This window comes from Bacillus sp. FJAT-49711 (assembly GCF_018343715.1).
Lineage (GTDB): Bacteria > Bacillota > Bacilli > Bacillales > Bacillaceae_C > Lederbergia.
In genome coordinates, this window is record NZ_JAGYPL010000001.1 from 272,070 (window position 1) to 285,472 (window position 13,403).

General features: G+C 37.3%; 15 protein-coding genes. 11 read left to right on the forward strand and 4 right to left on the reverse strand.

Annotated elements, in window-relative coordinates; genetic code table 11:
• The first annotated feature begins 32 nt into the window (after positions 1-32).
• The 10 genes from KHA96_RS01365 to KHA96_RS01410 all read left to right on the forward strand — a co-directional run bounded on the left by KHA96_RS01365 (position 33) and on the right by KHA96_RS01410 (position 9,066).
• Positions 33-1,019, forward strand: a complete 987-nt coding sequence (locus tag KHA96_RS01365; protein WP_213127506.1) for a Gfo/Idh/MocA family protein — start codon at positions 33-35, stop codon at positions 1,017-1,019.
• Between the two features lie 89 nt (positions 1,020-1,108).
• Entirely contained in the window at positions 1,109-1,957 is an 849-nt protein-coding gene (locus tag KHA96_RS01370) for a sugar phosphate isomerase/epimerase family protein (RefSeq protein WP_213127507.1), read from the forward strand.
• A 140-nt stretch (positions 1,958-2,097) separates the two neighbouring features.
• Positions 2,098-2,553, forward strand: coding sequence for a MarR family winged helix-turn-helix transcriptional regulator (locus tag KHA96_RS01375; RefSeq protein WP_481748215.1), 456 nt, complete (start codon positions 2,098-2,100; stop codon positions 2,551-2,553).
• A gap of 27 nt (positions 2,554-2,580) precedes the next feature.
• Positions 2,581-3,399 (forward strand): glutamate racemase, encoded by an 819-nt coding sequence (gene racE, locus KHA96_RS01380; protein WP_213127509.1) that lies wholly within the window; start codon positions 2,581-2,583, stop codon positions 3,397-3,399.
• Positions 3,400-3,460: 61 nt separating this feature from the next.
• Positions 3,461-4,288 (forward strand): S1C family serine protease, encoded by an 828-nt coding sequence (locus KHA96_RS01385; protein ID WP_213127510.1) that lies wholly within the window; start codon positions 3,461-3,463, stop codon positions 4,286-4,288.
• A gap of 313 nt (positions 4,289-4,601) precedes the next feature.
• Positions 4,602-5,867 (forward strand): coiled-coil domain-containing protein, encoded by a 1,266-nt coding sequence (locus KHA96_RS23325; protein WP_213127511.1) that lies wholly within the window; start codon positions 4,602-4,604, stop codon positions 5,865-5,867.
• A gap of 133 nt (positions 5,868-6,000) precedes the next feature.
• Positions 6,001-7,062, forward strand: a complete 1,062-nt coding sequence (locus KHA96_RS01395; RefSeq protein ID WP_213127512.1) for a GerMN domain-containing protein — start codon at positions 6,001-6,003, stop codon at positions 7,060-7,062.
• Positions 7,063-7,189: 127 nt separating this feature from the next.
• On the forward strand, positions 7,190-7,951 hold the full coding sequence (rph, locus tag KHA96_RS01400; RefSeq protein WP_213127513.1) for a ribonuclease PH: 762 nt from the start codon (positions 7,190-7,192) through the stop codon (positions 7,949-7,951).
• Positions 7,948-8,544: an XTP/dITP diphosphatase gene (locus KHA96_RS01405; protein WP_213127514.1), complete on the forward strand. Its 597-nt coding sequence runs from the start codon at positions 7,948-7,950 to the stop codon at positions 8,542-8,544. The genes rph and KHA96_RS01405 overlap by 4 nt, the downstream gene beginning before the upstream one ends.
• A gap of 15 nt (positions 8,545-8,559) precedes the next feature.
• Positions 8,560-9,066 carry a metallophosphoesterase gene (locus KHA96_RS01410; RefSeq protein WP_213127515.1) on the forward strand — a complete coding sequence of 169 codons (507 nt, stop codon included), beginning with the start codon at positions 8,560-8,562 and terminating at the stop codon, positions 9,064-9,066.
• Positions 9,067-9,113: 47 nt separating this feature from the next.
• On the opposite strand, the gene KHA96_RS01415 is transcribed toward KHA96_RS01410, so the two are convergent.
• From KHA96_RS01415 to KHA96_RS01430, 4 genes are read right to left on the reverse strand one after another with little or no spacing between them, the layout of a single operon-like run.
• Positions 9,114-10,055, reverse strand: coding sequence for a formylglycine-generating enzyme family protein (locus KHA96_RS01415; RefSeq protein WP_213127516.1), 942 nt, complete (start codon positions 10,053-10,055; stop codon positions 9,114-9,116).
• 24 nt (positions 10,056-10,079) lie between these two features.
• Positions 10,080-11,276: an ROK family transcriptional regulator gene (locus KHA96_RS01420; protein ID WP_213127517.1), complete on the reverse strand. Its 1,197-nt coding sequence runs from the start codon at positions 11,274-11,276 to the stop codon at positions 10,080-10,082.
• Positions 11,277-11,305: 29 nt separating this feature from the next.
• On the reverse strand, positions 11,306-11,857 hold the full coding sequence (locus tag KHA96_RS01425) for a chromate transporter (protein ID WP_349305637.1): 552 nt from the start codon (positions 11,855-11,857) through the stop codon (positions 11,306-11,308).
• Between the two features lie 9 nt (positions 11,858-11,866).
• Positions 11,867-12,481: a chromate transporter gene (locus KHA96_RS01430; protein WP_213127519.1), complete on the reverse strand. Its 615-nt coding sequence runs from the start codon at positions 12,479-12,481 to the stop codon at positions 11,867-11,869.
• A gap of 104 nt (positions 12,482-12,585) precedes the next feature.
• Here KHA96_RS01430 and KHA96_RS23330 point away from each other — a divergent pair, with 104 nt between their 5' ends.
• A complete protein-coding gene (locus KHA96_RS23330) occupies positions 12,586-13,398 on the forward strand; it encodes a sulfatase-like hydrolase/transferase (RefSeq protein WP_349305638.1) in 813 nt (270 codons plus the stop codon).
• The last annotated feature ends 5 nt before the right edge of the window (positions 13,399-13,403 follow it).

A 13,403-nucleotide genomic window follows, 5' to 3' on the forward strand; every position in this document is an offset into this window, starting at 1 on the left:
TATATAACTTTTTTTGAAAAGGATGCGATGAAATGGGAAAAATTCGAGTTGGAATGATTGGGACAGGTGGTATTGCTCATTGGCATGCTAGACAACTTAAAGAATTAGATGAAGTGATGATTGTTTCGATTACAGATCCGAGTCCACAAAATAGGGAAAGAATTATCTCAGAGCACAAATTGGATGGGGTAATTGAATTTACGGATCACTTGGAAATGCTAGTGAATTCAGAGTTGGATGCAGTAGTCATTTGTTCACCGCATACTCTCCATTTTCAACAAGCGATGGATGCAATGAATAGCGGCTGCCATGTGTTAATTGAAAAACCGATGGCTTGTTCACTAAAAGAAGCAGAGCAATTGATAGAGGCTGCTGAAAAATTGGGAAAAGTTCTTCAAGTATCGTATCAGCGACATTTTCAACCTGAATTTTTATTTATCCGTGACCTAATCGCAAATGGGGAAATTGGTAACCTGACATCTGTAACCGCTTCACTCTATCAAGAATGGGGACAAGGTACAGTCGGCAGCTGGAGGCAAAATCCTGCCCTTTCAGGAGGGGGGATGTTAATGGATTCTGGAAGTCATATCGTTGACGTCCTTCTTTGGACGACAGGTCTTTCTCCTGTAGAAGTTTCAACCAACATGCAAAAGCATCAGTCACCCGTTGAATTGGATTCATTTACGTCAATTCGTTTTGAAAACGGTGTAGTTGCTGGTTTAAATATTGTTGGTTTTGCTCCATGTTGGCACGAGACATATGTATTCTGTGGAGATAATGGTGGAATCTTTTACGATAATGGCAAGATCACGATTCGCCGCTTAGGAGAAGAACCAATTACTCCACAACTTCCTGAGCAAACGACGAATCAGGATAAAAGCTTCATTGACGCAATACTTGGCAAACATGAAGTGTTAGTTCCGGGTCAATTTGCGAAAGAAGTTGTAAAACTTACTGAAATGATCTATAAGGCAGCAGGTTACAGTCCATTAGGCGAAGATGATAAGGTAGTATCCTAAAGCATATGCGACCTGACATTGTTTCCATGTCAGGTCTTATGTTCAATTTTGATATAATATTGGTAGATTAATAGAGGAGGAATTTGGCAATGATTAAAGGTTTAAGCACCGCAGGTTTAGGGCAAGTGAAAAATTTAGAGGAACTAATTATTTTAGCTTCTAAAAATGGATTTGGTTCAGTCGATACATCTGGACAAGAATTGCGAAATTTTGCAGAAGAAAAAGGATTGGATAATGCGAAAGCGTTTTTGAAAGATCATAATGTGATGATTGGTTCAATCGGCTTGCCTTTAGAATGGAGACAATCAGATGCTCAGTTTAAAGAAGGGTTAAGCAATCTACTAGAGGATGCAAAAATTGCTGCTGAATTTGGCTGCACAAGATGTTGTACATATGTTCTTCCCGCGACGGATTATAATGCTGCGCATTTTATGGCTTTAGCAACAAAGCGCTTAAGATTATGCGCGCAAATATTAAAAGAGTATGGTATTAACCTAGGATTGGAATTTGTAGGTCCACATCATTTAAGAACAACTTGGAAGAATCCTTTTATATGGGACATGCAAGATACGCTTGACTGGATTGATGCAATCGGTGAGTCTAATGTTGGTTTATTATTGGATAGTTACCATTGGTACACAATTGGTGGTACACTCGAGGATTTGGCCGCTTTACGTCCAGAGCAAATTACTCATGTCCATTTAAACGATGCCAAAGACGTCCCTGTTGAAGATGTATTGGATAATGATCGTTTATATCCAGGAGAAGGCGTCATTGATTTGGCAGGCTTTTTAAAGGCTTTGCAGCAAATAGGATATAAGGGGCCAGTTGCACAAGAAATATTAACGAAAGACCCACTGGTGGAATCTGCCAAAACTTTAGCTGAAAAGTCAGGTAAAGCTTATGCGAAAGTATATGCTGCAGCTGATTTACAATAATATTTGAAAAAGATGAGGCCGTTCATGGTGAGCAGCCTCTTTTTTAATCTAATAATGAGCTCTTATTCGCAAAATATGTTGAAATTTTGCCGGAAAAAGGAGACAATGCAATAAAAGGATATAGGGAGTTGCTGATAATGATGGATGAAAAACAGCTCCTGCAGCATAATGAAAAAATTGTTGCGGAGTTAGAAAAAGATCTCCGTTACATTTCGGCTATCATTAAACAAAAGGGCCGTGAATTACTAACAGACTTTTCTATTACTCCACCTCAGTTTGTTGCTCTTCAATGGCTTTTTGAAGAGGGCGACATGACGATTGGAGATTTATCAAATAAAATGTTTCTTGCATGTAGCACGACTACCGATTTAATTGATAGAATGGAGAAAAAAGAATTAGTCATGCGTGTAAGAGATCCGAAAGATCGTAGGGTTGTAAGAATACATTTATTAGATAAAGGCGAAAAAATTATTGATGAAGTGATTAAAAAACGCCAAGTATATTTGCAAGATGTATTAAATGATTTTACTGCAGATGAAGTATTGACGTTAAAAGACAATTTATCTCGGTTACACAAAGTAATGCGGAAAGATTAAACCTAACTACTAGAAGAGGCGGGAAATTTGGAACAGGCAATAGGAGTTATAGATTCTGGAGTAGGCGGCCTAACCGTCGCAAAAGAAATAATGAGGCAAATGCCAAATGAGATTATTTATTACGTAGGGGATACAGCACGGTGCCCATATGGCCCGCGCCCTGTGGATGAAGTCAGGAAATTCACCTTGCAAATGGCAGGGTTTTTAATGAAACGTGATATTAAAATGCTCGTTATTGCCTGCAACACAGCTACTGCAGTTGTATTGGAAGAATTAAAAGAAATGCTTGATATTCCTGTTGTTGGTGTTATAGCACCTGGCTCTAGAGCAGCATTAAAGGTAACGGAAAATAATAAAATAGGTATTCTTGGAACAATTGGAACAATTAAAAGTGAAGCGTATGCCCGGGAATTGAAAATGATCAACCACCGAGTAGAAGTGCTCCAGCTAGCTTGCCCTAAATTTGTCCCAATTGTAGAAAGCTTTGAATATCAAAGCAGCGTAGCAAAAAGAGTTGTAGCAGAGACTTTGACACCATTAGTGGGAAGCGGTATTGATACACTCGTTCTCGGGTGTACACATTATCCACTTCTTGGTCCAATCATAGAAAATGTAATGGGCCCTGATGTAAAAGTAATTAGTTCTGGCGAAGAGACAGCTCAAGAAGTAAGCACAATATTAGATTATAAAAATCTTTTAAATACCTCACCAGAAAAACCTAATCATTGTTTTTTCACTACAGGTTCAAGAAAAATCTTTAAGCGAATTGCATGTGATTGGCTAAATGCAGAAGACTTACAAATTGAATTTGCCAAACTCGCTAACCAGGAAAAAGAAATATATTAAAACAGCTCTCTAGTTGAGCTGTTTTTTTATAGCCAATTCTCAAACGTGGAGGTGGTAGTATATGGAAGATTTTAAAGAAAATAAACATACTGAAGTTGATAGCGATTTAACAGAGGACCTTGATGATGAGGAAATGTATAAGCTTGTCAAAGAAGCCCAGCGAGAGGCACTTGAAAAAGCTTTACAAGAAAGAGAGAACCCGCAGTCAAAACGCATTATGCCAAAATGGGTGTTCTGGCTTATTGCAGTTATTTTCTTATTTAGTTCTTTCTCGTTTTTCTTTGAAATTTATTCAATTCCAGCTATCGAATTTTTAAAAACTTCTGCAAGATTATCGGTAGATAAAGATATCCAATTATATAAAAAATCAGTCGTTACGATTACAACAACAGACAGTAAAGGGACTGGTTTTTCAATATCCAGTGATGGAAGTATACTAACCAATTACCATGTAATAGATGGAAATGCTCAGGTTACTATCGCATTTCCAGATGAAGGAATGTTTATAGCTGATGTTGTTGATACATATCCTGAGGTTGACCTTGCTTTATTAAAAATCAAAGGGAAAAACCTTCCATACTTACAGCTTGCAGAAAATCCAGAAATCTATGAAAATGAACCGGTTCGGTTTATTGGCAACCCTCTTCGTTTTAGCGGAATTGTAAATGAGGGCACAATTATTGACTACACGCAACTGAGAGATTGGGATGATGAGGTGGTGATGATGCAAGCACCTGTATATAAAGGGAATAGTGGAAGTCCGGTTCTTAATGAAGATGGTCAAGTAATTGGTGTCGTGTTTGCCACGATGAAGCATAAGGATTATGGAAAGGTTGGTCTATTTATACCAATTCAACAGTTTTTTAATAAAACAAAAATGAATCAATAAATAGAGAGGATGCTTTTTTTATATGAAAGTTTGTAAAACATCTATTTATGTCTTTTTAACTAATTGTAATGTAATAGTTTAGGGCGTTTATCCCAGGGTGAAATTTTATCTTTTGTGAAAAAACAGGAACTATATCACATTTTGTAATCATTCTGAAACAATATTGGTAGAAGATTGTAATGTCTAATTGACGAAAATTGTTGCTATAATTTATATAGACATAAGATATTATAAGTTTTACTAAATAACTATATTACATAATTATTCTATCAATACTAGAAAAATATTTAATGATTACAGGGGGAAACGATAAGTGAAAAAGAGATTTATAGCTCCTTTTTTTGGAGTTGTGCTTAGTACTGGTTTGTTATTTAGTTCTTTTCCAAATGTAAAAGTTTTTGCTGATGAAAATATAGATCAAGAGATACAGCTAAAGCAGCAAGAAATTAATTCCATAGGACAGCAAGAAAGAGAAATGAAAGAGACGCTAAATCAATTAGATGCTCAAGTAAAACAAACAAATGAGAAGATTGCGGCAACTAAAAAAGATATATCAAAATCGAAAAAAGAAGCTAAACAACTAGAAGAAGATATTACTGAATTAGAGAAGCGAATGGAAGCGCGTTTGGAGCTTTTGAAAAAACGTGCCCGCAGCATTCAGACTAGTGGAGGAGCTACGAGTTATTTGGATGTCCTCTTAAATGCCGAAAGCTTCAGAGATTTTGTCGATCGTGCTTTTATTTTAAATACTATTTTTTCCGCTGATAAAAACATCTTGGAAGAACAGGAAGAAGACAAAGCTGCGCTTGAAAAGTCGGAGACAGATTTGAAAGCAAAACTTGATAAAGTGCAAAGTGAATTAAAAGAAGTGGAAGAATTAAAAGTCCAACTTACATATCAAATCAATGATAAGAATAGTATGCTGGCGTCTATGGAAGAACAACGAAATGAAGCAAGCCGGCAACTAAAAGACTTAAAAAATCAAAAAGCTATTTTAATAGAGCAAGCGAAGGCTGAGGAAAGAAGAAGAGCAATTGAAGAAGCTCAAGAAGTGAAAACAGTTGAATCGGATGCAGATAAACCTATTAAAAATAATGGGAAAACAGAGAAGCGAAAAGAATTAGCTGCTCCAGAAAAAGGGAAAACAGAAGAAAAAGCAGCTCCAACCACTCCTTCTAAACCAGTTGTCAGTCATAATTCTTCAGCTATAGAAATGGCTATTCAAGTAGGGTCAACCATGGTGGGGAGATCTTCATATGGTTGGGGAGCTATAGATGTCAAAAACAGAAGATTTGACTGTTCAGGTTTTGTTCACTGGGCATATTCTTCAGCTGGTGTAAATATTGGACGTTCTACGAGTGTGTTAGCTGGTCAAGGGAAGAAAGTCAGTGTCTCCGAGATGAAAAGGGGAGATTTAATCTTCTTTAATACGTATAAAACAAATGGACATGTTGGAATCTATTTAGGCAATGGGACATTTTTAAATAGTAATAGTTCTCATGGTGTATCAGTAGATTCATTGAGTAATACGTATTGGAAAAATGCATTTAAAGGACATGTTCGACGCGTAGTAAACTAATAGATTCGAAGGAAAGAAGGTGGGATCATATTCCCACCTTCTTTTTTTAATCGAATAAAACTTTTGGCCAAGCGGTCTATTCCTGAGACATAGCTCGTATATATGTACAAACTGTCTTAGGAGGGGTTACTCAATGTCAATAAGGGCGAAATTAGCCTTAACAACAGCTGCAATAATGGCGGTAAGTATATTTCTATCCGGCTGCGGTCTCATCGGAAAAAAGAAAGAAAGTCTTGATCCGCCAAAAGAAGTAACGCAATTAAAAGAAGGTGAAGCTCTTGATGCTTCTCCTGATGCAGAGACGGCCACGGAGGAAAAAGAAGATGTAGTGATGAGGGATATTTACTTGATTGACAAAAATGGGTTCGTTGTCGCACAATCATTGCCGCTTCCCAAAACGGAAAGTGTTGCAAAACAAGCTCTTGAGTATCTAGTTGCAGATGGTGAAGTAGCTGATATTTTACCTAATGGTTTTCGGACGGTCCTCCCAGCTGGAACTGAATTTGGTTTAGATATACATGAAGGGAAGGCGACCGTTGATTTTTCCGAAGAATTCACAACGTATAATCCGGACGATGAGAAAAGAATATTACAAGCTATTACGTGGACATTGACTCAATTTGACAGTGTCGATAAAGTTGAGCTTCGAGTAAATAGCTATCCTTTAACGGAAATGCCAGCCAACGGTACACCAATCAGCAGTGAAGGTTTATCTCGAGCAGATGGGATTAATACTGAATTTACGAATGTTGCCGATATTACAAACACACGACCAGTTACAGTGTATTATTTAACTCAAGTCAGTGAGGATTTCTATTATGTCCCAGTCACCCGCAGAGTATCGAATAAAGAAAAAGATGATGTGACTGCTGTCATTAATCAGCTTGTTGAAGGCCCTGGAATGTTATCAGCACTCGAAACAGGATTAGTAGATAATGTAAAGCTTATGGATGAGCCGAAAATTGAAGATGATGTTGTCACACTTAATTTTAATGAGGCAATACTTGGTAATAGTGAAAATAAAACGATTACGAATGAAACTTTAAGTTCGATTGTACTTTCACTAACTGAACAAACTGGCATAAAAAGTGTGAAAGTGATGGTAAATGGAAGCAGTGATATCATGAATGAACAAGGTGAAGCACTTACGGAACCAGTGACACGACCAGAAAAAGTTAACACAGGTAGGTTTTAAAAGGGAAAATTTGATATACTATATAATAAAAAGTAGAGGTTGGCCAATTAGCCACCTCTTTTGTTATTTTTTTCAAAAGTATCATATACATCAGCCGTATTTTTTTGTAATAAAAGGAGGAACTCTTTTGCGAACAGATGGACGTAGTTCTAATCAACTAAGAAACATAAAAATTGAAACTGATTATCTTATACATCCCGAAGGATCTGTATTGATTTCGGTAGGAGACACAAAAGTAATTTGTACAGCGAGTATTGAGGAACGAGTGCCGCCATTTATGCGTGGTGAAGGTAAAGGCTGGATCACCGCCGAGTATTCAATGCTGCCACGAGCAACTGGGACTAGGAATATTCGTGAGTCTTCAAAAGGAAAAGTTTCAGGTCGGACAATGGAAATACAACGTCTCATCGGCAGAGCGCTGCGATCTGTTGTTAATCTTGATGCAATCGGTGAAAGGACCGTTTGGGTAGATTGTGATGTCATACAGGCTGACGGTGGAACGCGCACTGCTTCCATTACAGGGGCTTTTGTTGCCGTAGCGATAGCCTTGAATAAATTAAAAATAGAGAAAAAACTTCCAGAACTGCCTATTCATGATTATCTGGCGGCTACAAGTGTGGGAATTCATGCGGATGAAGGTGTCATTTTGGACTTGAATTATGCGGAAGACAGTACGGCAATGGTTGATATGAATATAGTTATGACAGGCTCTGGTGAATTTGTAGAGTTACAAGGTACCGGTGAGGAAGCTACTTTCACCTCATCCCAGCTCCAGGAAATGTTAGCCGTTGCTGAAACAGGCATGAAAGAACTTATGAATATCCAGCGATTAGCACTTGGGGATATCGCGGCTTTAATCAAGAGTGAAGCAGGGAGTCAAGTAAAATGAAAAAGCAAGTGATCATTGCTACGAAAAATAGAGGAAAAGCCAAGGAATTTGAAACTTTATTTTCAACTTTAGATTTTGAAATATTAACTTTGCTTGATCTTCAGCATGCTCCAGATGTTGAAGAGACCGGAAATACTTTCGACGAGAATGCAATCATTAAAGCTGAAGCCATATCTAATATGACGGGGAAGATAGTCATCGCAGACGATTCCGGGTTGGTTATTGATGAACTAGATGGCAGACCAGGCATTTTTTCAGCCAGATATGCAGGGGAAGATAAAAATGATGAAGCAAATATTGATAAGGTTTTATTTGAAATGAAGGATGTTCCAGAAGAAAAGAGGACCGCACGGTTTTTCTGTGCATTGGCTATTTCGGGACCAAGTATGGAAACGGTTGTTGTTAATGGAAAATGTGAAGGTATAATTTTAAACGAGAGACAAGGGGAAAATGGATTTGGCTACGATCCAATATTTTATGTAGAAGATTCCGGTAAGTCAATGGCAGAGATGTCATCCAATGAGAAAAATAAGATGAGCCACCGAGCAGCAGCTTTACGAAATTTAAAACCTGTTATTGAAGAGTTATTTTAAAAGGAGAGGACCTTGGTGAAATTACTTGCTGTTAGTGATAGCCATGGGAATAGGGCAATTTTAAAAAATTTGAAAGCTACATATACAGGCCAGGTCGATGCGATGATTCATTGTGGAGATTCAGAGCTTTCTGCTAGTGATCCTGTTCTTGAAGGGTTTTCAGTAGTACGAGGTAATTGCGATATGGATTCTAAGTTACCTAATGAACTAATTTTAAGGCTTAATAAGGCTATCGTTTTAGTTGTACATGGACATTTGCACCAAATTAAATCTTCATTACTACCGATTTCTTATCGAGCAAAAGAAGTTGAAGCCGATTTTGTTTTTTTTGGCCACTCTCACTTGCTTGGAGTGGAAATGATCGATGAAACATTATATTTGAATCCAGGAAGTATTTTACTTCCTCGCGGCGGCAACGAAAAAACGTATGCAATCATCACAAAAGATGAGTCAGGCATCACAATTCAATATTTCGACGATCAGCATCAAGAATTAACACAACTTAAGACAATTTATAAATAATAAAAAGGAGATATGCATGAATTTTGCATATCTCCTTATTAATTCAATCAAATATCCGCAACGCAGCGAAAACCCATATTTCCTGTGGAGCTATCAGGAGTATTCGAACTTCTTGCTGCAACTCGATAACGATTGCAATATGATTTATGGCATAAATAAGATCCGCCTCGTACTGATTTATTCGTTCCCGTTTTTGGTCCAGTTGGATTAACCGTCACATCGCTTTTATGATAATTAGGGCTAAACCAATCTTCACACCATTCCCAAACATTTCCGGCAACATTGTATAGTCCAAATCCATTTGGGAGATATGTTTTAACTGGGCATGTCCCGATATATCCATCACGTTTCGTATTTTTTATTGGGAATTCCCCTTGCCAAATATTGCATTGGTGCTTTCCACTGACAATTAAGTCGTCTCCCCATGCGTATTTCTTTTGCTCTAATCCACCGCGTGCAGCATATTCCCATTCTGCTTCTGTAGGCAGACGTTTTCCACTCCAATTACAAAAAGCAATTGCATCATTCCAACTAACATGAATGACTGGGTGGTTTAAGCGATCCTTAATGTTAGAGCCAGGACCTTCCGGTTGTTTCCAATAAGCTCCCTTGACAGCAACCCACCATGGTACTCCTGCTACTCGCTGTGGATTATTTTTCAATGTTTCTTTTGAACAGAAAAGATGAAATACGAAAGACCAGCCAAAACGTTCCGCCTCGGTTATATAATTTGTATCATTTACAAATTGCATAAACTGTTCATTCGTAACTGCGTATTTATCCATATAAAAAGAATCAACTGTTACTTTTCTAATAGGACCTTCTCCATCCGCTGGAAATCCATCGGAATCATTCGTTCCCATCAGAAATTCTCCACCTTTAATTAGGACCATATCTTTCTTAGAAAAAGAGGAATTCACCTTTTCTATACTCTCAGTTTGCAGTTCGCTTATATTTGATCCTCTTGATACGGAACAGCAGGATTTCATAAAAATTCTCCTCCAGTGATAAAATTAGTTATCTGAAAAAAATGAGTTGAAGAGAAGCGCTGCTGCTCCAACTGGAACGGCATCCTCCTTTAAAACCCCTTTGCTAAAGGAAACCGTATTTTCATACGCATTAAACATGTACTTTTTTGCTGTCCTTATTATTTTTTCATAATAAGGCGGATACGCATATATGAGGGGGCCATTGAACAGAACATGATCCGGATTCATAAAATTGATCATATTTGCCACACCAATTCCGTAATAATAAGCGGAATCCATTATAACGCCTTCAACTACTTTATTGCCTAATTCTACAGCGTGAATCAAATGTTTAAAAGTAAGATTTTCTGATTGTAATAATGTCGAATTCTCTCCCGCAGAGATTCGTTCATTTATTTGTTTTTTCATAGATTCAAGAGAAGTATATGCAAGTAAACAACCTTTTTTACCGCATATACATTCTCTGCCATCAATATCAACAATCATATGGCCAAAGGAACTTGCGACACCTGTTTTATTTTGTACTGCATGCCCATTGACAAGCATTCCGCAACGTAATCCAACACCACTTATACAATATAAAATATCTTGGTCTTGAACAGATAAATATTTGTTTTCTCCGAAAGCCGCCGTATTTGCTCCGTTCTCTAGTATAACCTTTACATTAAATTCGTTTTCTAATGTACGGGTGATTGGTATTCGATTCCAGCCACTACTTGGAAAAGAATCTGGATTTAAGATTATACCTTGTTTCCGATCTAAGGGTCCTACAGAACCGATGCCAATTCCAATTAAATCATCATTTTTTAATTTATGGATATGTATAAACTGTTTTATTGTATTAATCATTTTCTCTATGATAATTTCGGGGGAATGTGATTGAGTCATAGGAAATGAAACTTTTTCTATCATTGATAATTTTAAATCAAGCAATGCAATCGTGGTATGAGTTCGTGAAAGATCAATTCCAATAAGAAAGGCGCGATTGTGTACGATTTCATATAAAACCGGAGGCCTTCCGCCACTTGATATTCCCCGTCCACTTTCATAAATAAAATGATTTGATAATAGTTCGTCAATCATTCTGACCAATGTCGTATGCCTAAGATTGGTCATCATTTGTAAATCTGCTTTACTTATAGGACCGTGCGCATAAATAAGATAATATAATTTTTTAAGAGTATGAGATTTTGTCGAATCTTCCTCAAGAAAATCTTTCATGTGCAAAAGTATCACCTTCAATTAATAGGTTAAGTAAAGAATATAATACCAGCAATTCCAGAGAAAAAAATAACAAGAATTGGATTCATTTTTAGTCGAATTAACGCAAATAGAGATATACTGAAAATCGCAAAAAGAGTGATCGTATGAACTGAAATAGCACCAATGATGTTGTTTGAAATTGCAAACCGAATTGCAGCATATAAAATAAGCCCGGTAATGATAGGACGCAGTCCATAAAAAGCTGATTTCACTAATTTATGTTCGTGCAATTGATAGAAAAACATGGCTATTATTAAAATGATAATGATTGAGGGAAGCACAGAGCCTGAAGTAGAAATAATAGCCCCAGCTAATCCCGCTGTGTTATATCCGACGAATATAGCACTATTCGTTGCGATTGGTCCCGGGGACATGCTAGCGACAGCAATTACATCTGTAAATTCCTGTGTTGTCATCCATCCATGTTTATTGACAACTTCTGCCTCTATAACGGGAATCATTGCATATCCTCCCCCAAAAGAGACTAAACCAATCTTCAAAAATGTTAAAAATAAATCTATTAGGATCAATGATGTCACCGCCTGGAGTTATTTAGGTAGGAAAATTTTCTTAGTTTTTACCTTTTCTTCTTTTTCTAATTTTGTCGTAAATCCTAATTTACTTTTTACTTTTACGAGAACAATGCCTGTCACAAGACCATTTAATATGATAATTGCTGGATGGATATTTAGGTAAAACAAGGCAGCAAGAGTTAAGATTGCTGCGAGAATAGTTGTTTTGTCATAAAGAGCGGTTTTTCCGATTTTATAAGCCGCAAAGGCTATTAATGCTACGATGGCAGGACGAATTCCTTGAAAGGCTGCATCTATAACTGGATTCCCTCTAACATAAATAAAGGCAATGCTTAATATTATAACAATCGTAAAGGTGGGAAGTAGAATTCCTAAAAGTGCCGAAAAAGCTCCTTTTATTTTTGCGATGCGATAACCGATAAATACAGCTGCATTAATAGCAATTGCTCCCGGAGCTGAGCCTGCAATGGCAAATATATCCGCGACATCATTGCTTTGTAACCACTTTTTTTTAGAGACAACCTCTCTCTCGATCATTGGAATCATTGCATAACCACCACCGAAAGTAATGGGTCCTATTTTTAAAAATGTCAAAAAGATTTGCAAGATTAACTTCCAATTTGGACTCATATATCTATCACCTTAGTTTAATGTCATTAATTTAATACTATCATACTTTTGTCCATTTTGGTAAAAAGTATTATAATAATAGAAAATGAGATAAGGAGAATAGAATGAAACCAAATATTTTAATGATTATGGTAGACCAAATGCGGTTTGATTGTTTGAGTGCAGCACAACATCCAATTGTAGAAACACCTAATCTAGATCAGCTGGCTTATGAAGGTGTAAGATTTACAAACGCTTACTCTGCTACACCAACCTGTATTCCAGCACGTGCAGCAGTATTAACGGGAATGTCTCAAAAATTACACGGAAGGGTTGGTTATCAGGATCAAGTTTCATGGAGTTACCCACATATGCTTCCTGAGGAAATGAGTAAAGCTGGGTACCATACACAATGTGTGGGGAAAATGCATGTCTATCCTTCTCGGAATTTATGCGGGTTCCATAATGTTGTACTTCACGATGGATATTTACATCACAGCCGTTTTAAAAACACATCGTATCAGGAGTCTTTTGAACAGACCGATGATTATTTGCCATGGTTAAGGGAGCGTCTTGGCGGGCATAGAGATTTAACAGATATTGGATTGGATTGTAATGCATCGGCCATGAGTCGTCCATGGCATTTACCGGAAGAATACCACCCGACAAATTGGGTAGTCACTCAATCTATTGACTTTTTAAGGCGCCGTGATCTAGGGAAGCCATTTTTCTTAAAAATGTCATTCGTCCGACCTCATCCACCTTTTGATCCTCCACAGTCTTATTTTGATTATTATATGAATATGGAAATAGACGAGCCGGTTATAGGAAATTGGGCTAATAGCGAAGATAGCGGGGAAGGATTGCTTCCAACATCAAGAAGAGGAACATACCAAAACAACGGCTTAAAAGGGCTAGAGCGGCTTATTATGCATTAATTTCT

What these genes read in the sequence shown, in the direction of transcription:
- KHA96_RS01365 (WP_213127506.1), top strand. Translation starts at nt 33, where the DNA reads ATGGGAAAAATTCGAGTTGGAATGATTGGGACAGGTGGTATTGCTCAT.
- KHA96_RS01370 (WP_213127507.1), top strand. Translation starts at nt 1,109, where the DNA reads ATGATTAAAGGTTTAAGCACCGCAGGTTTAGGGCAAGTGAAAAATTTA.
- KHA96_RS01375 (WP_481748215.1), top strand. Translation starts at nt 2,098, where the DNA reads ATGGATGAAAAACAGCTCCTGCAGCATAATGAAAAAATTGTTGCGGAG.
- KHA96_RS01385 (WP_213127510.1), top strand. Translation starts at nt 3,461, where the DNA reads ATGGAAGATTTTAAAGAAAATAAACATACTGAAGTTGATAGCGATTTA.
- KHA96_RS01395 (WP_213127512.1), top strand. Translation starts at nt 6,001, where the DNA reads ATGTCAATAAGGGCGAAATTAGCCTTAACAACAGCTGCAATAATGGCG.
- KHA96_RS01405 (WP_213127514.1), top strand. Translation starts at nt 7,948, where the DNA reads ATGAAAAAGCAAGTGATCATTGCTACGAAAAATAGAGGAAAAGCCAAG.
- KHA96_RS01415 (WP_213127516.1), bottom strand. Translation starts at nt 10,055, where the DNA reads ATGAAATCCTGCTGTTCCGTATCAAGAGGATCAAATATAAGCGAACTG.
- KHA96_RS01420 (WP_213127517.1), bottom strand. Translation starts at nt 11,276, where the DNA reads ATGAAAGATTTTCTTGAGGAAGATTCGACAAAATCTCATACTCTTAAA.
- KHA96_RS01430 (WP_213127519.1), bottom strand. Translation starts at nt 12,481, where the DNA reads ATGAGTCCAAATTGGAAGTTAATCTTGCAAATCTTTTTGACATTTTTA.
- KHA96_RS23330 (WP_349305638.1), top strand. Translation starts at nt 12,586, where the DNA reads ATGAAACCAAATATTTTAATGATTATGGTAGACCAAATGCGGTTTGAT.